Genomic DNA, 22,252 nt, shown 5'->3' on the forward strand with positions numbered 1-22,252 from the left:
ATGAGCACGAGCGTCGACTACACCGAGCGGATCCCCAACAACGTCGACCTGTCCGGCGACCGGCGGCTCCAGCGGGCGCTGGAGTCCTGGCAGCCCAAGTTCCTGCGCTGGTGGGGCGAGATGGGTCCGGCGCTGCCGACCAGGGACGTCTACCTGCGCACCGCCGTGTCCGTCGGCCGCGAGGGCTGGGCCCACTTCGGGCACGTCCCGCTGCCGGAGTACCGGTGGGGGATCTTCCTGGCCGAACGCGACCCCGACCGGCGCATCGCCTTCGGCGAGCACAAGGGCGAGCCGGTCTGGCAGCAGGTGCCCGGCGAGTACCGCGCGGACCTGCAGCGGCTGATCGTCGTGCAGGGCGACACCGAGCCCGCGTCCGTCGAGCAGCAGCGGCACCTGGGCATGACCGCGCCCAGCCTGTACGACCTGCGCAACCTGTTCCAGGTGAACGTGGAGGAGGGCCGTCACCTGTGGGCGATGGTCTACCTGCTGCACGCCTACTTCGGCCGCACCGGGCGGGAGGAGGCCGAGGCGCTGCTGCGGCGCAACTCCGGCAGCGACGACTCCCCGCGCATCCTCGGCGCGTTCAACGAGGAGACGCCCGACTGGCTGGCGTTCTACATGTTCACCTACTTCACCGACCGGGACGGCAAGTACCAGCTCGGCACGCTCAAGGAGAGCGCGTTCGACCCGCTGTCGCGCACCTGCGCGTTCATGCTCAAGGAGGAGGCCCACCACATGTTCGTGGGCACCACCGGCGTGGACCGGGTGGTGGAGCGCACCGCGCAGCTCATGCGCGAGCACGACACCGACGACGTGCGCCCGTACGGCGGCATCCCGCTCGAGATCGTCCAGAAGTACGTCAACTTCCACTACAGCGTCTCGCTGGACCTGTTCGGCTCGGAGACCTCCACCAACGTCGCCAACTACTTCACCGGCGGGCTCAAGGGACGCTGGCAGGAGGAGCGCCGCAAGGACGACCACCTGCTGACCGAGGACGTCGCGGCCGTCGCCCAGGTCCGCGACGGACGCGTCGTGGAGGTCGAGACGCCCGCGCTGGTCGCGCTCAACCACGACCTGCGCTGCGAGTACGTCGCCGACTGCCAGAGCGGCATGAACCGGTGGAACCGCATCCTGGAGAACGCGGGCGTCGACCTGCGGCTACGCCTGCCGCACGTCGGGTTCAACCGGCACGTCGGCGCGTTCGCCGGGCACCACCTCTCCCCGGACGGGCGGCTGATGAGCGCCGAGGACTGGGCGGCCCGGCGGGACGACTGGCTGCCCACCGAGGAGGACAAGGCGTACGTGCGGTCGCTGATGCGTCCCGTGTACGAACCCGGCAAGATCGCGAGCTGGGTCGCACCGCCCCGCTCCGGCATCAACGGACAGCCCTTCGAGTACGAGTACGTCCACCTCTCCTGACCGCGCGGACGCTGGAGCCGACCATGCCCGAGTCCATGCCCCGAACCGGTCCCGCACCCTTCAACGCCTGCCGCTACCTGGTGGACCGGCAGGTCGAGCTCGGCCACGGCGACCGGATCGCCGTCGCCGGGCCGGGCGGCGCCCTCACCTACGCCCGGCTCGCCGCCCTCGTCCGGCGCGCCGCCGCCGGGCTGCGCGCCGCCGGGGTCCGGCCCGAGGAACGGCTGGTGCTGTTCGCCGCCGACGGCCCCGAACTGCTCGTCGCGCTGCTGGCGGGGATGCGGATCGGCGCCGTCCCCGTGCCCGTGTCGACCATGTACCACGGGGACGAGCTGGCCGCGCTGCTGCGCGACTCGCGCGCCCGCACGCTGCTGGTGTCGCCGCAGTTCGCCGACGCCGCCGCCGAGGCCCTGCCGATGGCGCCCGAGGTGACGTCCGTGGTGCTGACCGACGGCGCGAAGCCGGACGTTCCGCCCGGCGTGCGGCCCATCGACTGGGACGAGCTGCTCGCCGGCGGCGAAGGCCACGACACCGCCCCCTACGACACCTGGGACGAGTCCCCGGCGTTCTGGCTCTACACCTCCGGCACCACCGGCACGCCCAAGGCGGCCATGCACCGGCACGCGAGCGTGCGGCACGTCGCCGAGACCTACGCCGCCCAGGTGCTGGGCATCACCCCCGACGACCGCTGCTTCTCCGTCGCCAAGCTGTTCTTCGCCTACGGGCTGGGCAACTCGGGTTTCTTCCCGTTGTCGGCGGGGGCCACGACCATCCTCGACCCGGCCCGTCCCACACCGGCCTCCGTGGCCGAGCGGGTGCGCGAGAACGAGCCCACGCTGTTCTTCGCCGTCCCCACCTTCTACGCCGCGCTGCTCGCCTCCGACCTGCCGTCCGACACGTTCGCCTCGGTACGGCTGGCGGTGTCGGCGGGGGAGGCGCTCCCGGCCGACCTGTACCGGCGGTTCACCGAACGGTTCGGCGTGGAGATCCTCGACGGCATCGGCTCGACCGAGGCGCTGCACATCTTCCTGTCCAACCGTCCCGGCCGGGTACGGCCCGGCACGTCCGGCATGCCCGTCCCCGGCTACGAGGTGCGGGTCGTCGACGAGCACGGCGCCGACGTGCCGCCCGGCGTGCCCGGCGACCTGCTGGTGCGCGGCCCCTCCCTCACCACCGGCTACTGGTGCCGCACCGGCGTCACCCGCCGCGCCTTCCACGGCGAGTGGCTGCGCACCGGCGACAAGTACGTGGTGGACGACGACGGCTACCACACCTGCCTCGGCCGCTCCAACGACATGATCAAGGCGGGCGGGATCTGGGTGTCGCCCGCCGAGGTCGAGCAGGTGCTCGCCCGGCACCCGTCGGTCGCCGAGGTCGTGGTGGTGGCGGTGCCCGACGAGAACGGCCTGGACAAGCCCGTGGCCTGCGTCGTCCCGGCCCCCGGCGCCACGGTGGACCCGGACGAGCTGATCGCCCTGTGCCGGGAGCGGCTGGCGGCGTTCAAACGCCCCCGCCACGTGCTGCTGGTCGACGTTATCCCCAAGACCGCCACCGGCAAGCTGCGCCGCTTCGCCGTCCGCGAGACGGCCCGCGAACGCCTCGCGGGCGCCTCCGCCGCGCCGCGGCCCGCCGACGTTGTACCCGCCGCCGACGAGGGAATAGTCGCCACCTAGCCTACGGATACGGCCCACCTACAGGAGGACGGATGCTGGACGGCCGGCTGCTCGTCGACGCGCATGTGCACGCCGCGCGCCTGCCCACGCTGAGCCCCGCGTGGCGGCGTTGGGCCGAGGAGTTCGGCCGCGCCAACCCCTGGCCCGACCTCTACGACGACGACGGAACCCCCATCCCGGAACGGTTCGACGCGCACTTCGCAGCCGAGGGCGTGGACGCGGCGCTGCTGTTCAGCGAGTACAGCCCCAAGGCCACCGGCACCCAGCCGATCGAGGACGTGCTGCCGCTGGTCAAGCACAACCCGCGCCGCTTCCGCGCCGTCGCCAACGTCAACCCGCACCTGCACTACCCGATCGACGCGGAGCTGTCCCGGCAACTGGACCTGGGCGCGATCGCCTTGAAGCTGCACCCGGTGCACGGCGGTTTCAGCCCGTCCGACAACGCCCTCTACCCGGCGTACCACGTGTGCCGCGAGGCGGGCATCCCCGTCATCGTGCACTGCGGGACGAGCACGTTCCTGGGCGCGTCCAACAAGTTCGCCGACCCGATATTGCTGGACGACGTGCTCCGCGACTTCCCCGACCTGACCATCGTCCTGGCTCACGGCGGCCGCGGCTGGTGGTACGACGCCGCCGCGTTCCTGGCCCTGTCCCGCGACAACGTCTGGATCGAGCTGTCCGGCCTGCCGCCGCGCAGGCTCCCCGAGTACTACGCCCGCCACGACCTGTCCCGCCTGGCCCGCAAGTTCATCTTCGGCACCGACTGGCCCGGCATGCCCGGCGTCGCCCGCAACGCCCGCGCCATCGCCGCCCTCAACCTGGACGACGAGACCATCTCCCTCATCCACGGCCGCAACGCCGTGAACGTCTACCCGGCCCTACGCAACCTCCTGGCCTGAGTTGGCGGAGTTGCTTCCGTTCGCGGCAAACCGGATGAACATGATCTGCGTCCTATTGGCAGCCATTTCAGGCTGATCATCGGCGTGGGCCGGGACGGACGGAGAGATCATGGCAGGGTCGAAGACTGGGGGCGGGCGGCGGATGTCGCGGGGTGGGGCGATCGCGCTGGCGGTCGTGCTGGCCGTGGTCGGGCTTCCGCTGCTGAAGGGGCTGCTCGGCAGCTTCGAGCGCACCGGCGGCGGTGAGGTCGCCGTCGTCCGCAACGGCGGGTTCTTCGACGACAACAAGATCCGCCAGGTCGTGGACCCCGCGTCCAGCCGGACCTGGACCGGCTGGTGGTCGAAGATCCACCGGTACCCGGCGCAGCAGCGGTTCTACACCATCACCGCCAAGGCCGGCGACAGCGACCAGCGCAACGTCGACGTCGTCACCGTGCCCAGCAGCGACGGCGTCAACATGGGCATCGAGGGCGTGCTGTACTTCACCCTCAACCTCGACCACGACGCGCTGCGCAAGTTCGACGACAAGTTCGGCACCCGCAAGTTCCGCGGCCCCGACGGCAAGAGCCACTTCGCCTGGGAAGGCGACGAGGGCTGGTCGGCGTTCCTGCACCAGATCGTCCGGCCGGTCATCGACAACGACCTGCGCACGCAGATCAACAGCTTCCGGTGCGCCGAGCTGGTGTCGTCCTGCGCGCTCGTGCAGAACACCGGTACGACCGCCGCCAAGCGGCCGAACGCGGGCCTGCCGCAGGCGCAGAGCAACAACGCCAACATCGCCAAGGTGCAGACCGCGATCAACACCAGCCTGGCCACCGACCTGGAGAACACCCTCGGCGGCAAGTTCCTCACCAACCTGCACTTCAACCTGGTCCGGGTGACGCTGCCCGCCCGCGTGCAGGAGGCGGTGGACCGCGCGCAGGCGGCGTTCGCGCAGGTCAGCGAGGCGCAGGCCAAGGTGGCGTCGGCGCAGGCCGAGGCGCAGGCCAACAAGGCCCGGCAGGACGGGTACAACAAGTGCCCGACGTGCGCGCGGATCGAGGAGCTCAAGGCGCTGCCGCAGGGCATCACCGTGTACGCGCCGGGCAACCCCAACGGCTCCCTGTACGGGACGGGCCGCCGCTGATCGACGTCACCGGGAGGCGACCGTGCGGATTCTGCTCATCCTGGGCGCGCTGGTGCTGCTCGCGGCCATCGTGCTGCTGCTCTGGTACGGCGTGACGGGCGGGCGGCCCAGGGCGGCGACGCCGCCGCGGTGGGAGCCCCACACCGAGACCGACGGCGGCGTCACCGTCGTCGTGGTGCGCAGGGTGTCCCGCTCCGGGGACCAGGTCACCGAACTGGGACGCCAGGTCGTCGCGGAGATCCCCGACGCGGATCCGGACTGGGAGAGCCGCTACCACGAGGCGATGGCGACGGCGCGGTCCCGGGTGGCCGCGTTGGAGATCGAGTCGGACTGACCGCCCGGCCCCGGCCGTCGCGCAGGAGTGACGGCCGGCGCCGGACGGGTTCGGCACATTCCACCGTTGCCGGGGCGACCGGACGGTTTCGACAATGGCCGTCGATCTTCCAGGGAGGGTGCGCGATGCGCGTGGCGTGGGTCTCGGCGGTCGTCGTCGCTGCGGTGACGTGGGCGGGGGCCGTCCCGGCCCACGGTGAGACGGCGACGGTCGAGGAGCAGCGGCTCGCCAGGGCGGTGCCGCAGGAGATCCTCCGGCTCAGCGGATTCGACGACGTGACGGCGAAGTTCACCCGTGCGCTGCGCGACGTCCGCACCTACGGCGAGGCCGAACGGGTCGTCGCCCGCCATGGGGAGCGGTTGTGGCGGCGCGCGGTCGACCGGGCGCAGGGCCGCGGGCCCGCCGACGGCCTCGCCCGCGAGGACGACCGGCCCCTGTACTGGGCGCGGCTGGGCATGACGCGCGAGCTGCGGAACTGGCAGCCGTCCTTCGCGTTGCCCGGCAACGCCCGGAACCGGCTGATCGACCGGCTGGAGACCGCGTCCCGCGGCGAGGACTCGATCCGCTTCCCCAAGGGCGTGCGGAAGATCCTGGTCACGGGGTTCGACCCGTTCACGCTCGACCGCGACACCCGCATCGGCAACCCCTCGGGGGCGTCCGCGCTGGCGTTGGACGGCACGCTGATCCGGACGGCGGCGGGCCCCGCGCGGATCGAGACTGCGGTGTTCCCGGTGCGGTGGCGGGACTTCGCCGACGGCACGGTCGAGCGGACGCTGCGTCCCCACCTGCCGCGCGTCGACATGTTCACGACCGTCAGCCAGGGCCGCGTCGGGCGTTTCGACGTCGAACGCTACAACGGCGCCTGGCGCGGCGGATCGCCGGACAACGAGAACGTCTCCAAGCTGGAGATGATCCCCGTCAAGGGGACGCAGCCGCAGTGGACGACCACGACGCTGCCGTACAAGGCCATCACCGCGGCCCGGACGGGACGTTTCCCGGTCTACGACAACACGCAGGTGACCGAGATCCCGGCCGGCGGCACCACACCCGTCGTGCGGCCCGACGGCCCCACCGAAGGGTCCACCGCACGGGCCGGAGGCGGCGGCAACTACCTGTCCAACGAGATCGCCTACCGCGCCACGCTGCTGCGCGACCGTCTCGGCCTCGACACTCCGGGCGGGCATCTGCACACGCCGGTGCTGGAGTTCGGGCAGAACGAGGCCGTGACCGACCCGACGTTCGAGCAGAACCGCCGCGACATCATCACCCAGGTCCGCACGGTGCTTCGCGTGGCCGCCGACGCGTCCTTCTGATTAATCCGTTGCCGGGTGGTCGTCCGCGGCGACTTCGCCACGGGCGCGGCGGAGGCGGGCGGACCCCTCACCCCGCACGAACGCGACATCGCGCGCCGGGCCGATCCAATGCGTGTCAACCGGCGACGCCCAAAGCGGTCATCATCAGCGGCCAGTACCGGTGCATCTCCGACTGCCAGGTCGCCCAGTCGTGCCAGCCGTTGCCGTAGATGTGCGACGTCACCGGGATGCCGAGGGCGCGCAGACGGTCGATGAAGTCCCGGGACGTCACCCCGGTGAGCACCTCCTGGGACTGGACGATGAGCCGCTCCCATGGAGCCGGGTCGTCGTACTCGCCGGGCAGCCCCGTGGTGCCGGACGACACGTACAGCCCGGTGCCGCGCAGATTCGCCGCGAGTTCGTACGGGTCGTGCGCCCGCCAGTTGGCGTCGTCGATCCCGGGGACGCCCCACACGCGCAGCGGGTCGCCGGTGTCGGTGAAGAACGCCTGGGTGAACATGACCGCCGTGGGAACGCCGGGCCTGGTCATGTGCTGGATGCCGCTGGAGGCCGCCGCGTAGCGGAACATGCCCGGATGGCGGGCCGCGTAGGTCGTCGCGCCCGTCGCGCCGGACGAGATGCCCATCGCCGCGCGCGTCGTGCCGGCCCGGTAGTTGCGTTCCATGAGCTGGAGGACCTCCTGGGTGTGGAAGGTCTCCCATCTGGGCGTGCCGCCCCTGCCGTAGTTCCACCAGTCGGTGAACGCCCCGTCCGCGCACTCGGGCATGACCACCATCACGTCATGGCGCGCCGACAGTTCTTCGATGTCGGTGCTGCGCGTCCAGGACACGTAGGTGTCGCGGCCGCCGTGGTAGGCGTAGACGACCGGCCAGGTGCGCGCGGCGTCCCGCGACCACCCGTCCGGGACGAGCACCCGCACCTTGACCGACTGGCCCAGGGCGGGCGACGACACGGTCAGGTCGTAGGTGCGTTCGTCCAGCTGTTCCTCGGCGGTGACGGTGGCGCCGTCGTCCGCCGGAACGGCCGCGGGCGCCCCGGCGGGAGCGGCGGCGGACGCGGGCGGTGCCGGGGCGGCCGCCACGGTCGTGGCCGTGCCGACCGTCACGGCCGAGACCGCCGTGAGGAGAAGGAACCGGGCAGTGCGCATGCTGGTCTCCGGAAGCCGTGGAACTGGCGGTGCGACCCTAGGACGGATCGGCGCGGCTGCCATCGCCCGCGGATGACAACGTCGGCGCGGGTTCTTGTCAGCGGGCCGACTGGCGGCGGTCGCGTCGCACATGCCTCCCGCCGGTACGCGGACGGCGCCCGTCCGGACACTCACCCAACTGAGGAGCCGGCGCGCGGAGTTTGACATCGGCCGTATTACGGCCCGGTAACCACAGGCGGATGATCTGCACAGCCGAGCTGGTCTCGCATCGGGGCGGACGCGCCTCCGGCTCCGCCCCGAGCCCCCGCGAAAGGGACCGACATGCGACTGCGATCGATCATGCTGCTGACCGCGGCCGGGTTCACGGCGGACGCGCTGTGGCGACGGTCGAGGGCCTCGAAGCTGACACCGTTGACACCGCCGCCGGCCGTGCCGTCCGGTGACGAGGCCCCCTCCGACGTTTCCGACGGCCACCGCTTCGTCACGGCCGAGGGGGTGCGCCTGGACGACGCCATCCGCCGGGCCGCCGCCGCCCACGCCCGGAGCCGCGGGCTGCGGGTGCTCGACCTCGTGCCGTCCGGGCTGGACAGCCTCCGCGCGCTGGAGCTGGCACGGCGCGTCGATCCCGCCACCTACCGGTGGTCGCGCCTGGCGGTCGGCGGGGGAGGCGCGCACGCCGTGCTCGTCGACTCCGACGTGGCGGAGCGGGCCGGGATCTCCCGTTTCGAGGGGCTGAGCCCCGCGGAGATGGACGAGCTGATCGCCCGCCTCAAGTGCTACGCCCCCACCGCGACCGACCTGTGCGTGGTCCCCGGCATCACGCCGGCCGGCTGCCCGGCCGCCGACCGCCGCCGGATCCTGCGCCGCCGCTGGCCCAGCGACCTGCCCGTCTACCTCACCGGCAACATCCTCGGGCTCGGCGCGCTGGGCGCCGCGCTGGCGCGCTGCCTGACGGGACGCGGCGACTCCGCGAGGTGGGACGCGGCGGCCGCGCTCGTGGTGCTCGCCGCGGCGTGCGCCCAGCCGTACCTGGCGACCGCCGGAACCCCGCTGCGCCCCCACGACCGGCGTCGTTTCGCGCTGTCCCGTCCGGTCGCCGCGCCCTTCCGGTGGCTGCGCGTCGCCGCTCAACGCGAGGACCCCGACTCGCAGCTGCCCGCCCTGCGTGCCGAGTACGCCGCCGACCTGGCGCAGGGCGTCGACCGGTTCTTCGAGGAGCGCCGCGCCGACTGCCCCTGGTGCGGTGGCGGCGACCTGCGTCACCTGCTGACCAGCGGCGACCGTCAGCACCACCGGCCGGGCAGGTTCGTCCTGGAGCGCTGCGGGACCTGCGGGCACGTCTTCCAGAACCCCCGGCTCAACGTCACCGGCCTGGACTTCTACTACCGGGACTTCTACGACGGCTCCGGCGGCCCGGAGGTCGAACGCGGGTTCCGCCTGGCGGGCCCGCACTACCGGGACCGCGCCAGGATGCTGCGCGGCCACGCCGAACCCAGGGCGTGGCTGGACGTCGGCGCGGGGCACGGCCACTTCTGCAACGCCGCCCGCGACGTCTGGCCGGACACCCGCTTCGACGGGCTCGACATGGGCGTGTCCATCCAGGAGGCCGAGCGGCGCGGCTGGGTCGACCACGCCTACCTGGGCCTGTTCCCCGACCTGGCCGACAAGCTCGCCGGCGAGTACGACGTGGTGAGCATGCACCACTACCTGGAGCACACCGTCGACCCGCACGCGGAGCTGGACGCGGCCGCCCGGGTGCTGGCGCCCGGCGGGCACCTGCTGATCGAGGTCCCCGACCCCGAGTGGCCCCTGGGACGGCTGGCGGGCAGCTGGTGGCACGCCTGGTTCCAGCCCCAGCACCTGCACTTCGTCACGGTCGGCAATCTCGTCCGGGGCCTGGAGGAGCGCGGCTTCCGGGCGGTCGCCGTCGAACGCGGCCCCGCGCACCAGCCGGTCGAGCTGCTGATGATCGTGATGCTGCTGGCGCACCGGATCGTCCCGGACCCAGGCAAGCCCTGGCGCGACCCGCGCGCCCGGCGGCTGCGCGGGGCGGCGCGGACCGCCGTGTACGTGGCGGCGGGCCCGCTGATGTTCGCCGCCGCCGTGACCGACCAGTTGCTGCTGCCCGTCATCCGGCGCGGAAACCGGTCGAACGCCTACAGGGTGCTCGCCCGGCGAGTGGCCGACGACGCCCGGCCGGAGTGAAGGCGCGGCCGTCCCCGCACCGTGGCGGGGAGGGCCGCCGTGCCCTGTGTCAGTCCGTGGTCGCCGGGCGCCAGGGGGACTTGGGGTCCGTGGGGCGGGGGGAGGCGCTGACGCGCAACGCGTAGCCGGGGGTGCCGGGCCTGTCGGGAAGCGGGCCGAGGTAGGTGTGACCGGTCAGGTGGCACCAGGCGGCCAGGTCCACGGGCGCGGCCGGGTCGGACGCCAGCAGGTGCACGATCGTCCCCGCCGGAAGGGCGGCGAGCCGGCCGCGCAGCTGGAGCAGCAGCCGGGTGCACGACTGGTCGCCGCCGTCGATCACCACGGGCTCGGACGCGGGGGGCTCGAAGGTGCCGGGCTCGGGGGTGGACGTGCTCATGGCGCCGGCCGCACCCGGGCGATGCCGGTGTCCTCGGGCATCGGGAGGCCCTCCCGTCATGGCGTTGGACCGTTCTGCCCCGACTGTAGCCGCGTCACGCCCCGTGATCATGTCTTTTCGGTCACATCAGGCGTTTGGGGTGCCGCTCGGCGGGGACTCCGACGCCATGACCGAGACCGGCGAGCGCCCCCGCGTGGGTTTCTTCACCGACACGTCGGTGTGCATCGGGTGCAAGGCGTGCGAGGTCGCGTGCAAGGAGTGGAACGCCGTCCCCGAGGACGGGCTGCTGCTGACGGGGATGTCGTACGACAACACCCAGGGCCTGGGGGCCGACACGTGGCGGCACGTGGCGTTCATCGAGCAGCGCAAGCCGGTGGACGTGTTCGAGGCGGCGGGGCAGGCGGACGCGGGGTCCGAGCTGCAGGTCGAGGCGGGGTCCGAGTTGCAGGCCGGCGCGGGGACCGGGATGCGCTGGCTCATGGCGTCGGACGTGTGCAAGCACTGCACGCACGCGGCATGCCTGGACGTGTGCCCCACCGGGTCGTTGTTCCGTACGGAGTTCGGCACGGTCGTCGTCCAGGAGGACATCTGCAACGGCTGCGGCTACTGCATCCCCGCCTGCCCCTACGGGGTCATCGACCAGCGCAAGGGCGACGGACGCGCCTGGAAGTGCACGATGTGCTACGACCGCCTGGGCGTCGGCATGGAACCGGCCTGCGCCAAGGCGTGCCCCACCGACTCCATCCAGTTCGGCCCGCTGGACGAGCTGCGTGAACGCGCCGAGTCCAGGGTGCAGGCCCTGCACGACGCCGGCCAGCCCGAGGCCCGCCTGTACGGGGAGGACCCGGACGACGGCGTCGGCGGTGCCGGCGCGTTCTTCCTGCTCATGGACGAGCCCGAGGTGTACGGGCTGCCGCCCGACCCGGTGGTGACCACCCGGGACCTGCCGTCGATGTGGCGGCACGCCGCCGTGGCGGCGGTGGCGATGGCGGCGGGAGTGGCAGCCTGCTTCGTGCGGGCGGGCCGGAGGTCGCGATGACGCAGGCGGAAGGCACGGAACGCAGGGGACGCAGGCGCGGCAAAAGGCGGCGCGGCGAACAGGCCATGGTGCCGGAGGCGCACTTCACCTCCTACTACGGCATGCCGGTGCTGAACAAGCCCGTGTGGAAGCCGCTCGACATCGCCGGATACCTGTTCCTCGGCGGCCTGGCCGGGGGCTCCTCGCTGCTCGCCGCAGGCGCCCACGCCACAGGGCAGCGCGCGCTTGCCCGCACGGCCAAGGTGGGGGCGCTCGGCGCCATCTCCCTGTCGCTGGTCGCGCTCATCCACGACCTGGGGCGGCCCGCGCGTTTCCTCAACATGCTGCGCGTGGCCAAGCCGACCTCCCCGATGAGCATGGGGTCGTGGCTGCTGTTCGGCTACGGGCCGCTGGCCGGGGCGGCCGCCGTGACGGAGGTGACGGGACGGTTCCCGCGCCTGGGCTCGCTGGCCACGGCGGGCGCGGCCGTCCTGGGCCCCGGCGTCACCACCTACACGGCGGTGCTCGTGTGCGACACCGCCGTGCCGTCGTGGCACGAGGGGTACCGGCAGATGCCGTTCCTGTTCGCCGGGTCCGGCGCCGCGGCCGCGGCGGGCCTCGGCCTGATCTTCGCCCCCGCCGAGCCCGCACGGCGCGCCGGCGTCCTCGGCGCCGCCGCGGAACTCGGGGTGACGCAGGTGATGAAGCGGCGCATGGGGCTGGCGGCCGAGCCCCTGGAGCAGGGCAGGGCGGGGCGACTCATGCGCGCCTCCGAGGCGCTGACGGCGGCGGGCGCGGGGCTGGCCGTGCTGTCGGGCGCCGTCAGGTCCAGGGCGTTGTCGGCGGCGGCGGGCGCCGCGCTGATCGCCGGATCGGCGACGCTGCGCTTCGGCGTCTTCCACGCGGGCGTCGCGTCCGCGCAGGACCCCAAGTACACCGTCGTCCCGCAACGGGAACGCCTGGAAAGCCGGGGGTTTTCGTCCGCCCGGCAGGGGTAACAGGCAGCAGACCGACGAAAGGACGGAAAAGGGCTGACATGGGCGTCCGCACATGGATCGAGTCCTGGCCGGTCTACCGGCAGCTCACCGGCGACGACCCGCTGGGACGCGGCGCAGCGGCCAAGAGCCGCCGCAGCGAACGGCTCGACCCCCGCGTGAACACCGCCGACCGCGTGGTCAAGTCGGTGTGCCCGTACTGCGCGGTCGGCTGCGGGCAGAACGTCTACGTCCAGGACGACAAGGTCACCCAGATCGAGGGCGACCCCGACTCGCCGGTCTCACGCGGCCGCCTGTGCCCCAAGGGCTCGGCCAGCCTCCAGCTCACCACCGGCTCGGCCCGCGAGCACAAGGTGCTGTACCGGCGCCCCTACGGCACCGACTGGGAGCACCTGGACCTCGACACCGCCATGGACATGATCGCCGACCGGGTGATCGAGGCGCGCCGCGCCGGCTGGCAGTGGGAGGTCGACGGCAAGCGGGTGCGGCGGACGCTGGGCGTGGCCAGCCTCGGCGGCGCCACGCTCGACAACGAGGAGAACTACCTCATCAAGAAGCTGTTCACCGCCCTGGGCGCGATACAGATCGAGAACCAGGCGCGCGTTTGACACTCCTCCACCGTTCCCAGTCTGGGAACCTCGTTCGGACGCGGCGGCGCCACCACATTCCAGCAGGACCTGGCGAACGCCGACTGCATCGTCATCCAGGGCTCGAACATGGCCGAGTGCCATCCGGTCGGGTTCCAGTGGGTGATGGAGGCCAAGGCGCGCGGCGCCAAGGTCGTCCACATCGACCCGCGGTTCACCCGCACCAGCGCCATGGCCGACGTGCACGTGCCGCTGCGCGCGGGCAGCGACATCGCCTTCCTCGGCGGCATCATCAACCACGTCCTGCGGAACGACGCGTACTTCCGTGACTACGTCGTCGCCTACACCAACGCGTCGGTCATCCTGCGCGAGGACTTCCGCGACACCGAGGACCTGGACGGCCTGTTCTCCGGCTTCGACCCCGACAGCCGCAGCTACGACAACGCCACCTGGCAGTACGAGGGCCTGGAGATGCAGGCGGCCGCGGGGCAGCGCGACCAGGAGTACGACAGGCGCACGCAGGGCGGAGTCAAGCCCGAGGTCGCCGAGGCGGCGCGCGGCGAGGCGGCCGGATCCGGCGGCCCCTCCATCGCCGAGGGCCACCCCGAACGGGACCCGACGCTGCGGCATCCCCGCTGCGTCTTCCAGCTGCTCAAGCGGCACTACGCCCGCTACACCCCCGAGATGGTCGAGCGCGTGTGCGGCGTCCCGCAGGACGTCTTCCGCACCGTCTGCGACCTGATCATCAGCAACTCCGGCCGCGACCGCACCACCGCGTTCGCCTACGCGGTCGGGTGGACGCAGCACACGGTCGGCGTCCAGTACATCCGGGCGGCGGCGATCCTGCAGCTCCTGCTCGGCAACATCGGACGCCCCGGCGGCGGCATCCTGGCGCTGCGCGGGCACGCCTCCATCCAGGGCTCCACCGACATCCCCACCCTGTTCAACCTGCTGCCCGGCTACATCCCCATGCCGCACGCGCATGCGCACGAGGACCTCGACACCTACGTGCAGGCGGAGGCGGCGCGGAAGGGCTTCTGGGGCAACATGCGCGCCTACCTGGTCAGCCTGCTCAAGGCGTACTGGGGGGACGCGGCGACCGCCGACAACGACTACTGCTTCGACTACCTGCCCCGCCTGACCGGCTCCCACAGCACCTACGAAACGGTCATGGCCCAGCTCGACGGCGTCTGCAAGGGCTATTTCCTCATGGGGGAGAACCCCGCCGTCGGATCCGCCAACGCCAAGATGCAGCGGCTGGGCATGGCCAACCTCGACTGGCTGGTCGTGCGCGACTTCTCACTGATCGAGTCGGCCACCTGGTGGAAGGACGGCCCGGAGATCGAGACCGGCGAGCTGCGCACCGAGGACATCGCCACCGAGGTGTTCTTCCTGCCCGCCGCCGCGCACACCGAGAAGGACGGCAGCTTCACCAACACCCAGCGCATGCTGCAGTGGCACCACGCCGCCGTCGAACCGCCGGGCGAGACGCGCAGCGACCTGTGGTTCACCTACCACCTCGGCCGCCTCATCCGGGCCAAGCTCGCCGGGTCCACCGACGAGATGGACCGTCCCGTCCTCGACCTGACCTGGGACTACCCGGTCAAGGGGGAGATCGCCGAACCCGACGCCGAGGCCGTCCTCGCCGAGGTCAACGGCCGTGCCGCCGACGGCCGTCCGCTCAGCGCCTACACCCAGCTCAAGGACGACGGCTCCACGTCCTGCGGCTGCTGGATCTACTGCGGCGTCTACGCCGACGGCGTCAACCAGGCCGCCCGCCGCAAGCCCGGCCGCGACCAGAACTGGGTCGCCCCCGAATGGGGCTGGGCGTGGCCGGCCAACCGCCGCATCCTCTACAACCGCGCGTCCGCCGACCCGGACGGCAGGCCGTGGAGCGAACGCAAGGCCCTCGTCTGGTGGGACGCCTCCCAGGGCCGCTGGACGGGCCACGACGTGCCCGACTTCGTCCCCGACAAGGCCCCCGACTACAAGCCCCCGGAGGACGCGCGCGCCGCCGACGCGCTCGCGGGCAACGACCCGTTCATCATGCAGGCCGACGGTAAGGCGTGGCTGTACGTCCCCAGCGGACTCGTGGACGGCCCCCTGCCCGCCCACTACGAACCCCAGGACTCGCCGTTCACCAACCCGTTCTACGGGCAGCAGCGCAACCCCGTACGGCACCTGCCGCCCCCGCACCCCGACAACCGCTACCAGCCCGTCGGGTCGGAGGTGTATCCGTACGTGGCCACCACGTACCGGCTCACCGAACACCACACGGCCGGAGGAATGTCGCGCTGGCAGCCGTACCTCGCCGAACTCCAGCCCGAGTTCTTCTGCGAGGTGTCCCCGGAGCTGGCACGGGAACGCGGCCTGGAACACCTGGGCTGGGCCACCATCATCTCCGCCCGCAACGTGATCGAGGCGCGCGTCCTCGTCACCGAACGCATGACGCCGCTGACGGTGAACGGCCGGACCCTGCACCAGATCGGCCTGCCCTACCACTGGGGCCCGAACGGCTACAGCACCGGCGACGCCGCCAACGAACTGATTCACATGGCGCTCGACCCCAACACCCACATCCAGGAGACCAAGGCCATCACCTGCGACATCCGCCCGGGCCGTCGCCCGCGCGGCCCGCAGGCCGTGGCCCTGGTCCGCTCCTACCGAGAACGCGCCGGCATCACCGACACCACCGGCACCGAGGTGTGACGCGCTACCGGATGACCAGCGTGTGCTCCCGCCGGGGGACCAGCTCGCCGATCACGGGCGCGCCGGGGATCTCGCCCGCGACGAGCAGGCCGCCCGACGTCTGCGCGTCCGCCAGCAACAGCCGCGTCTCCTCGTCGATGTTCCCGAAATCGGTGTGCGGGTCGACCCACGCCAGATTGCGCCGCGTGCCACCGCTGACGAACCCGTCCCGCACCGCCTGCCACGCGCCGTCCAGATACGGGACGGCCGCGGTGTCGACGACGGCCGTGACGTTCGACGCCCGCGCCAGCTTGTAGAGGTGCCCCAGCAGCCCGAACCCGGTCACGTCCGTGGCGCACTCGACCCCCGCCTTGAGCGCGGCCTCCGAGGCGTCCCTGTTGAGCGTGACCATCGTCCGCACGGCCTCCGCGAACACCTCACCCGTCGCCTTGTGCCGGTTGTTGAGCACCCCGACGCCGAGCGGCTTGGTCAACGACAGCGGCAGCCCGGCGCGCCCCCGGTCGTTGCGCAGCAGCCGTCCGGGGTCGGCGATGCCCGTGACCGCCATCCCGTACTTGGGTTCGGCGTCGTCCACGCTGTGGCCGCCGCCGACATGGCAGCCGGCCTCCGCCGCGACGTCCAGCCCCCCGCGCAGCACCTCCCGCGCCAGGTCGAACGACAGCACGTCCCGCGGCCACGCCAGCAGGTTCACCGCCACCAGGGGACGCCCGCCCACCGCGTACACGTCCGACAGCGCGTTCGCCGCGGCGATCCGCCCCCAGTCGTAGGGGTCGTCCACCACGGGCGTGAAGAAGTCCGCCGTCGCAACCACGGCCGGGCCGTCGTCCGGAACCCGCACCACGGCCGCGTCGTCGCCGGTCTCCAGGCCGATGAGCACCTCCGCGCCGGACGCGCTGGGCGCGACGGCCAGCCCCGCCACCACGTCCTCCAGTTCGCCGGGCGGGATCTTGCACGCGCACCCGCCGCCCCGCGCGTACTGCGTGAGCCGGATGGTACCTTCGGTCGTCGTCATCGCTCCCTCTTCTCGGTGTGATGGCCGTCAGCCCGGGTATGCGCCGGTGCTGGAGGCGTCTGGGTGCCTGGTGGCCCCCCCGACCTTCAAAGTCGCGGTGTCCGAGGTTCTCGGACAGGCGGGTTCGATTCCCGTCCGCCTCCGCCATGAACCTTTCCCGCACGGGAGACGACCGCACGCGCCGGATCGCGGCGCGACGGATCACCTATGCCCCCTACGGCGCGACGCGACTCCTGCGAAACGACGCGAGCACCGCGTAGTGGACATGAAAGCGCCTTCTGCCGCCCCGCGCCGGGGTACCCCATGATCGGTATCGCCTTCGACCCTATGGGCCGAGGAGCCACCTGCCGTGCGACGGTGTTGTTGACAGATTCGCAGAATCTGTCAAAGTGATAATCGTGGCGGTCAACGAACACGAACGCGAGCGCGCGATCCTCGACGCGGCGGCCGAACTGCTGCTGCGGCTCGGCTACAACAAGCTGACGATGGGCGACGTCGCCGACGCGGCGGCCCTGCACCGCGGCCTGGTCTACGTGCGCTTCAAGAGCAAGGACGAGCTGGTCGAGGCGGTCATGCTGCGCGAGCTGAACCGCTACGCGGACGCCTGGCGCGAGCAGCTGGAGAACGACCCGCGCGGCGGCGACGTCGCCAGCGTCTACCGGGCGATGGCGCACGCGCTCAAGACGCTTCCGCTGGCCGCTGCGATCATCGCCAGGGACCCGGAGGTCTTCGGCAAGTACCTCCGCAAGCCGTCGAACGTCTTCCAGCGGCGGCCGGACACCGGCAGCACCCGCGAGTTCCTGCGGGTCATGCGGGACGCGGGCGCCATCCGCCGCGACGCCGACATCCGGGCCGTGGCGTACATCCTCGACGCCCTCACCCCGGCCCTGCGGCGTACGTTCTCCCGGGCGGTCCCCGTGGACGCCGACGAGCCCTCCACCGACGAACTGGTCGAGGCGCTGGCGGACATGCTCGAACGTGCCCTGCCCCCGGCGGACGGCGGCGACCTGGCGGCGGGCAAGGCGCTCCTGCTCGGCGCGCTGGAACAGGCCCGCTCCGACATCACCACCGAGCCGGCCCCGCAGAAAGGACGGCCATCATGAGCACTCCCGACGACCCCCTCGTCCTGCCCTTGGACGACCCCCGCGCCACCCTGGAGCAGGCCGGAGGCAAGGGCGCGTCCCTGGCGCGCATGGCCGCCAAGGGCCTGCCGGTGCCCCCGGGCTTCCACGTCACGACCGCCGCCTACCGGCGCTTCGTCGCGGTGCACGACCTGCGGGAACGCATTCTCCAGGCCGTCTCGGCGGCCGTCCCCGACCGTCCCGAGACCTGCGACGCCGCCGCCGAGAAGATCGCCGCCCTGTGCGCCGAGCAGCCGGTGCCGGACGACGTGGCGCGGGCGGTCGGCGCCGCCTACGCCCGGCTGGGCGAGGCGGTGGCCGTCCGCTCGTCGGCGACCGCCGAGGACCTGCCGGAGATGTCCTTCGCCGGGCAGCAGGAGACCTACCTCAACATCCGCGGCGAGTCCGCCCTGATCGACGCGGTGAAGCGCTGCTGGGGCTCGCTGTGGACGGCCCGGGCGATCGGTTACCGCGCGCGTCACGGGATCGACCCGGACGATGTCAGCCTGGCCGTCGTCGTGCAGGAACTCGTCCCGGCGGACGCGGCCGGGGTGCTGTTCACGGCGAACCCCCTGACCGGTGCCCGCGACGAGGTGATGGTGAACGCGGCGTGGGGACTGGGCGAGGCGATCGTCAGCGGTCAGGTCACTCCGGACACGCTCGTCGTCAAGAAGGCCGTGGGGTCGATCGTCCAGGAAGACGTCAGTGACAAGCAGGTCATGACGGTCCGGACCGCCGGCGGTACGCACGAGGAGCCGGTGCCCGAGGAGCTGCGCCACCGACCGGTCCTGCGCCCGCAGGACGCGGCCGAGCTGGCGCTGCTCGCGGTCGGCATCGAGGAGCTGTACGGGCAGCCCATGGACATCGAATGGGCTCGTCACGACGACCGCGTGTACATCCTCCAGGCACGTCCGATCACCGCCCTGCCCGAACCCGCGAACGACTGGACGCCGCCCGACCCCGGAGGCAAGTACGTGCGGGGCAGCGTCATGGAACTGCTGCCCGAGCCGCTGTCCCCGCTGTTCGCCACGCTCGGCATTCCCGCGTGGGCGCGGGCCACGCGGGCGTACTACGAGAGCATCCGGCTTCCCAACTTCGACGAGCCGATCGCGGTCATCAACGGCTACGGCTACTACAACGTCAACTACACCCCCGGCCTGCTGGCCCGGATGGCACTGGCCCAGCCGCGGTTCCTCGCCGTCACCCTGCCTCAGGGGCTGCGGACCGCACCGCGGCGCTGGCGGACGGCGCACGCGTCCTACGCCGCCGTCATCGAGCGCCGGCGCGCCGTCGACACGACGTCCGCGTCGGCGGCCGAGCTGCTGGCCGCCGTTCGCGAGATCGTCGACGAGGCGGCGCGCTACTACCTGGCGATCCAGAGCGGCGTGCTGCCCGCGGCGTACATCAGCGAGTCGCTGTTCACCAAGGCCTACAGGCTCGTCGCCCGCCGCGACGACCGGCCCGCGCTGACGTTCCTGCTGGGCTTCGACAGCAAGCCCGTACGCGCCGAGAAGTCCCTGTACGACCTGGCGCGCTGGGCACGCGAACGACACCTCGCGCTGCCGGAGCTCCTCGAGGACGACGAGTTCCAGCGCCGGTTCGCCGCCCACCTCACCGAGTTCGGCGACACCGTCTACGACCTCGACTTCGCCAAACCGCTCCCCGCCGAGGACACGGCTCCCCTCCTGCAGACCCTGCGGTTCTTCCTCACCGACGAGGCCCCCGACCCCCACGCACGCCAGCGCGCGGCCCAGGAGGCACGCGAGAACGCCATGCGTGGTCTCCAGGAACGCCACGGCCTGCGAGCGTCGTTGGCCCGGCGCCTGCTGCGCTGGGCACAGACGGTCGCGCCGCTACGCGAGGACGCCCTGGCCGACGTGGGCATGGGCTGGCCGACGGTTCGACGTGCGTTGCACGAGATCGGCCGCCGCCTCGTCACCGCCGGCGCGCTCGCCGACGAAGACGACGTGTTCTGGCTCCGGAACGACGAACTCCAAGAGGCCGTCGCGGCCCTGGACTCCGGCCGGGCCCCGGCCGACCACCGCACGCACGTCACCGAACGAAGGGCCACCTGGAAGGCGCAGCGCCGGGTGCCGCCACCGCACGCGCTGCCGGTCGAGGGCGGCACGAAGATCCTGGGCATCGACTTCTCCCGGCTCATGCCCGGGCACGGCGACGGGGAGTCCGAGCACGTCATCAAGGGCGTGCCCGGCGGCCCCGGCCGGGTGACCGCGCCCGCGCGCGTCATCCACGGCCCCGACGAGTTCCACCGGATGCGCCAGGGCGACGTCCTGGTCACCAGGATCACCACGCCCGCGTGGACGTCGCTGTTCGCGCTCGCCTCCGCGATCGTCACGGACGTCGGCGGACCGCTCAGCCACAGTTCGATCGTGGCCCGCGAGTACCGCATCCCCGCCATCCTCGGCACCGGCGCGGCGACCGAGCGCCTGCGCGACGGCGAGCCCATCACCGTCGACGGCGACGCCGGAACCGTGACGCTGGAGGTCCGATGATCATTCCGTTGTGGCAGGAACCGCACGAGGCGTCCCACGGCCAGGAGACCGTCGTCCCGGAGATCGGGGGCGCCAAGGACGTCCGGCTGGTCCGCAACGTCACCGTGCCGTCCCTCACCGTCCACGCGCCCGCCCCCTCGACGGCGACCGGCACCGGCGTGATCGTGTGCCCCGGCGGCAGCTTCGCCACCCTCACCCACGGCACGGGCACGGCCGTCGCCACCCGGCTCGCCGAACACGGCCTGACCGCGTTCGTCCTCCGATACCGCCTTCTCCCCACCCCCGAGGACGACGACGAATTCCTGCACAGCTGGTCCACGGCCGTGAGCATGGAGGCCCTGGAAGCACAGTCACGCATCGCCAAGGCCGACGCCCTGGACGCGGTCCGCGTCGTCCGCGAACAGTCGTCCACCTGGGACATCGATCGCATCGGCATCATGGGCTTCTCCGCGGGCGGCCTGCTCACCGTCCACGCCGCAACCGGCTACTCCCCGGAAAGCCGCCCCGATTTCGCCGTCCCCGTCTACGCCGCCGTCTTCGACGACTACACCGTCCCGGCGGACGCCCCTCCTCTGTTCCTCGCGTTCGCCAGCGACGACGAGGGGCCCAACGTCGTCGAGTCCAACCTCTCCCTCTACAGCGCCTGGCGAGCAGCGGGCCGCTCCGTGGAAATGCACGTCTACGCCGAGGGCGGCCACAGCTTCGGCTGGCGACTCCGCGGCCTCCCCTGCGACACCTGGCTCGACCGCTGCCTCGACTGGCTCCACTCCCAACGCCCCGGTCGTCCCACCGCGCCCTGAACGGGCCGGGCGGCTGTCGCAGATGGGCGTCGTGAGCTTCGCGGGCGGCGGCGGGTGACATTCGGCCCTCGGCTTCTCCGCCTGGATCAGACGGATGTGGCCGTCGCGAGCGCGGCGGTCACATCGGCGTGTTCGAAGACGAATCCCGCCTCCTCCAGCCTCCGGGGCAGCACCCGCTGGCTGACCAGCGCCCCCTCGTCCGCGAACTCCCCGAGTGCGAGCCGCAGCGCCGTCTTGGGCACCGCCAGCACCGCCGGCCGCCCCACGGCCCGCGCCAGCGCCCGGGTGAACTCGGCGTTGGTCACCGGCCGCGGCCCCGTCAGGTTGACGGGACCCTCCAGATCGCCGTCCAGGAGGAACCGGAGCCCCGCCACCTCGTCATCGAGCGAGATCCAGCTCATCCACTGCCGCCCGTCGCCGAGCCTGCCGCCCAGGCCCAGCCTGAACAGCGGCAGCATCCTGCCGACCAGCCCGCCCCGTCCCAGCACGACCCCGGTGCGCGCGAACGCGACCCGGACGCCCGCCTCCCGGGCCGGTGCCGCGGCGGCCTCCCAGTCCCGGACCACACCGGCCAGGAATCCGCCGCCCACCGGCGCGGTCTCGTCGACCTCGCGATCACCGGTGTCCCCGTAGAAGCCGATCGCCGTCCCGCACACCAGCACGCGCGGGCGCAACCGCGCCACGGCCTCCGCGACGGTCCGCGTCCCGTGCACCCGGCTCTCGCGGATCTCCCGCTTGTAGGCGGCGCTCCACCGGCGGTCGCCGATTCCGGCCCCGGCCAGGTGGACCACCGCGTCCACACCGGCCAGCGCCTCGATGTCGGCCGTCCCGCCCGGCTCCCACCGGACCTCCCGCGGCCCTGCGGGCTCCCGGCGGACCAGCCGCAGCACCTGGTGCCGATCCGCCTCCAGGCTCCGGACCAGCGCCGTCCCGATCATCCCGGACGCCCCCGTCACCGCAACCTTCATCAACCCACCATAGGCGAGCGGCCCCGCACCCAGGGAG

17 protein-coding genes and 1 tRNA gene are annotated in these 22,252 nt (G+C 72.4%); 14 read left to right on the forward strand and 4 right to left on the reverse strand.

Annotated elements, in window-relative coordinates; all coding sequences use genetic code 11:
* The 6 genes from boxB (at position 1) to ABZ801_RS17730 (ending at position 6,764) form a co-directional block, all read left to right on the forward strand.
* Positions 1–1,419 (forward strand): benzoyl-CoA 2,3-epoxidase subunit BoxB, encoded by a 1,419-nt coding sequence (gene boxB / locus ABZ801_RS17705; RefSeq protein ID WP_344950948.1) that lies wholly within the window; start codon positions 1–3, stop codon positions 1,417–1,419.
* Positions 1,420–1,454: 35 nt separating this feature from the next.
* On the forward strand, positions 1,455–3,092 hold the full coding sequence (locus tag ABZ801_RS17710) for a benzoate-CoA ligase family protein (RefSeq protein ID WP_360698804.1): 1,638 nt from the start codon (positions 1,455–1,457) through the stop codon (positions 3,090–3,092).
* A 32-nt stretch (positions 3,093–3,124) separates the two neighbouring features.
* Positions 3,125–3,991: an amidohydrolase family protein gene (locus tag ABZ801_RS17715; protein ID WP_360698806.1), complete on the forward strand. Its 867-nt coding sequence runs from the start codon at positions 3,125–3,127 to the stop codon at positions 3,989–3,991.
* Between the two features lie 109 nt (positions 3,992–4,100).
* Positions 4,101–5,117, forward strand: a complete 1,017-nt coding sequence (locus ABZ801_RS17720; RefSeq protein WP_360698808.1) for an SPFH domain-containing protein — start codon at positions 4,101–4,103, stop codon at positions 5,115–5,117.
* A 22-nt stretch (positions 5,118–5,139) separates the two neighbouring features.
* Positions 5,140–5,451, forward strand: coding sequence for a hypothetical protein (locus ABZ801_RS17725; RefSeq protein WP_344950958.1), 312 nt, complete (start codon positions 5,140–5,142; stop codon positions 5,449–5,451).
* Between the two features lie 125 nt (positions 5,452–5,576).
* Positions 5,577–6,764, forward strand: coding sequence for a pyroglutamyl peptidase (locus tag ABZ801_RS17730; protein ID WP_360698810.1), 1,188 nt, complete (start codon positions 5,577–5,579; stop codon positions 6,762–6,764).
* A gap of 115 nt (positions 6,765–6,879) precedes the next feature.
* Here the strand turns inward: ABZ801_RS17730 and ABZ801_RS17735 are convergent, their stop codons facing one another.
* Positions 6,880–7,911 carry an alpha/beta hydrolase-fold protein gene (locus ABZ801_RS17735; RefSeq protein ID WP_360698812.1) on the reverse strand — a complete coding sequence of 344 codons (1,032 nt, stop codon included), beginning with the start codon at positions 7,909–7,911 and terminating at the stop codon, positions 6,880–6,882.
* 321 nt (positions 7,912–8,232) lie between these two features.
* Between ABZ801_RS17735 and ABZ801_RS17740 the strand changes: the two genes are divergently transcribed.
* Positions 8,233–10,116, forward strand: coding sequence for a class I SAM-dependent methyltransferase (locus tag ABZ801_RS17740; protein WP_360698814.1), 1,884 nt, complete (start codon positions 8,233–8,235; stop codon positions 10,114–10,116).
* Between the two features lie 49 nt (positions 10,117–10,165).
* On the opposite strand, the gene ABZ801_RS17745 is transcribed toward ABZ801_RS17740, so the two are convergent.
* Complete coding sequence (locus ABZ801_RS17745) at positions 10,166–10,492, reverse strand: sulfurtransferase TusA family protein (protein WP_344950970.1); 327 nt, start codon at positions 10,490–10,492, stop codon at positions 10,166–10,168.
* Between the two features lie 166 nt (positions 10,493–10,658).
* On the opposite strand from ABZ801_RS17745, the gene ABZ801_RS17750 reads away from it, so the two are divergent.
* The 3 genes from ABZ801_RS17750 to fdh are packed head-to-tail and all read left to right on the forward strand — an operon-like array spanning position 10,659 to position 15,801.
* Positions 10,659–11,531 carry a 4Fe-4S dicluster domain-containing protein gene (locus tag ABZ801_RS17750; protein WP_360698816.1) on the forward strand — a complete coding sequence of 291 codons (873 nt, stop codon included), beginning with the start codon at positions 10,659–10,661 and terminating at the stop codon, positions 11,529–11,531.
* Positions 11,528–12,508, forward strand: coding sequence for an NrfD/PsrC family molybdoenzyme membrane anchor subunit (gene nrfD, locus ABZ801_RS17755; RefSeq protein ID WP_360698818.1), 981 nt, complete (start codon positions 11,528–11,530; stop codon positions 12,506–12,508). The genes ABZ801_RS17750 and nrfD overlap by 4 nt, the downstream gene beginning before the upstream one ends.
* Positions 12,509–12,546: 38 nt before the next feature.
* Positions 12,547–15,801: a formate dehydrogenase gene (gene fdh, locus ABZ801_RS17760; RefSeq protein WP_360698820.1), complete on the forward strand. Its 3,255-nt coding sequence runs from the start codon at positions 12,547–12,549 to the stop codon at positions 15,799–15,801.
* Positions 15,802–15,805: 4 nt separating this feature from the next.
* Here fdh and selD read toward each other — a convergent pair whose 3' ends face one another.
* A complete protein-coding gene (gene selD, locus ABZ801_RS17765) occupies positions 15,806–16,813 on the reverse strand; it encodes a selenide, water dikinase SelD (RefSeq protein WP_360698822.1) in 1,008 nt (335 codons plus the stop codon).
* A gap of 51 nt (positions 16,814–16,864) precedes the next feature.
* Here selD and ABZ801_RS17770 point away from each other — a divergent pair.
* The 4 genes from ABZ801_RS17770 to ABZ801_RS17785 all read left to right on the forward strand — a co-directional run bounded on the left by ABZ801_RS17770 (position 16,865) and on the right by ABZ801_RS17785 (position 21,247).
* Positions 16,865–16,960: transfer RNA gene (locus ABZ801_RS17770), tRNA-Sec, on the forward strand.
* Positions 16,961–17,211: 251 nt separating this feature from the next.
* On the forward strand, positions 17,212–17,916 hold the full coding sequence (locus ABZ801_RS17775; protein WP_360698824.1) for a helix-turn-helix domain-containing protein: 705 nt from the start codon (positions 17,212–17,214) through the stop codon (positions 17,914–17,916).
* Entirely contained in the window at positions 17,913–20,447 is a 2,535-nt protein-coding gene (locus ABZ801_RS17780) for a PEP/pyruvate-binding domain-containing protein (RefSeq protein ID WP_360698826.1), read from the forward strand. The genes ABZ801_RS17775 and ABZ801_RS17780 overlap by 4 nt, the downstream gene beginning before the upstream one ends.
* Positions 20,444–21,247, forward strand: coding sequence for an alpha/beta hydrolase (locus ABZ801_RS17785; protein WP_360698828.1), 804 nt, complete (start codon positions 20,444–20,446; stop codon positions 21,245–21,247). The genes ABZ801_RS17780 and ABZ801_RS17785 overlap by 4 nt, the downstream gene beginning before the upstream one ends.
* Positions 21,248–21,333: 86 nt before the next feature.
* Here ABZ801_RS17785 and ABZ801_RS17790 read toward each other — a convergent pair whose 3' ends face one another.
* The gene (locus ABZ801_RS17790) at positions 21,334–22,215 is read right to left on the reverse strand and encodes a TIGR01777 family oxidoreductase (RefSeq protein WP_360698830.1); all 882 of its coding nucleotides are present in this window, start codon (positions 22,213–22,215) and stop codon (positions 21,334–21,336) included.
* Positions 22,216–22,252: the final 37 nt, after the last annotated feature.

Origin of the sequence: Actinomadura sp. NPDC047616 (genome assembly GCF_040642915.1) — a bacterium.
GTDB lineage: Bacteria > Actinomycetota > Actinomycetes > Streptosporangiales > Streptosporangiaceae > Spirillospora > Spirillospora miaoliensis.

Excerpts from the sequence above, each read along its gene's own strand:
- ABZ801_RS17735 (WP_360698812.1), bottom strand. The coding sequence starts at position 7,911 with ATGCGCACTGCCCGGTTCCTTCTCCTCACGGCGGTCTCGGCCGTGACG.
- boxB (WP_344950948.1), top strand. The coding sequence starts at position 1 with ATGAGCACGAGCGTCGACTACACCGAGCGGATCCCCAACAACGTCGAC.
- ABZ801_RS17780 (WP_360698826.1), top strand. The coding sequence starts at position 17,913 with ATGAGCACTCCCGACGACCCCCTCGTCCTGCCCTTGGACGACCCCCGC.
- ABZ801_RS17710 (WP_360698804.1), top strand. The coding sequence starts at position 1,455 with ATGCCCCGAACCGGTCCCGCACCCTTCAACGCCTGCCGCTACCTGGTG.
- ABZ801_RS17790 (WP_360698830.1), bottom strand. The coding sequence starts at position 22,215 with ATGAAGGTTGCGGTGACGGGGGCGTCCGGGATGATCGGGACGGCGCTG.
- ABZ801_RS17740 (WP_360698814.1), top strand. The coding sequence starts at position 8,233 with ATGCGACTGCGATCGATCATGCTGCTGACCGCGGCCGGGTTCACGGCG.
- ABZ801_RS17720 (WP_360698808.1), top strand. The coding sequence starts at position 4,101 with ATGGCAGGGTCGAAGACTGGGGGCGGGCGGCGGATGTCGCGGGGTGGG.
- ABZ801_RS17750 (WP_360698816.1), top strand. The coding sequence starts at position 10,659 with ATGACCGAGACCGGCGAGCGCCCCCGCGTGGGTTTCTTCACCGACACG.
- ABZ801_RS17730 (WP_360698810.1), top strand. The coding sequence starts at position 5,577 with ATGCGCGTGGCGTGGGTCTCGGCGGTCGTCGTCGCTGCGGTGACGTGG.
- selD (WP_360698822.1), bottom strand. The coding sequence starts at position 16,813 with ATGACGACGACCGAAGGTACCATCCGGCTCACGCAGTACGCGCGGGGC.
- ABZ801_RS17745 (WP_344950970.1), bottom strand. The coding sequence starts at position 10,492 with ATGAGCACGTCCACCCCCGAGCCCGGCACCTTCGAGCCCCCCGCGTCC.
- ABZ801_RS17785 (WP_360698828.1), top strand. The coding sequence starts at position 20,444 with ATGATCATTCCGTTGTGGCAGGAACCGCACGAGGCGTCCCACGGCCAG.
- ABZ801_RS17715 (WP_360698806.1), top strand. The coding sequence starts at position 3,125 with ATGCTGGACGGCCGGCTGCTCGTCGACGCGCATGTGCACGCCGCGCGC.
- nrfD (WP_360698818.1), top strand. The coding sequence starts at position 11,528 with ATGACGCAGGCGGAAGGCACGGAACGCAGGGGACGCAGGCGCGGCAAA.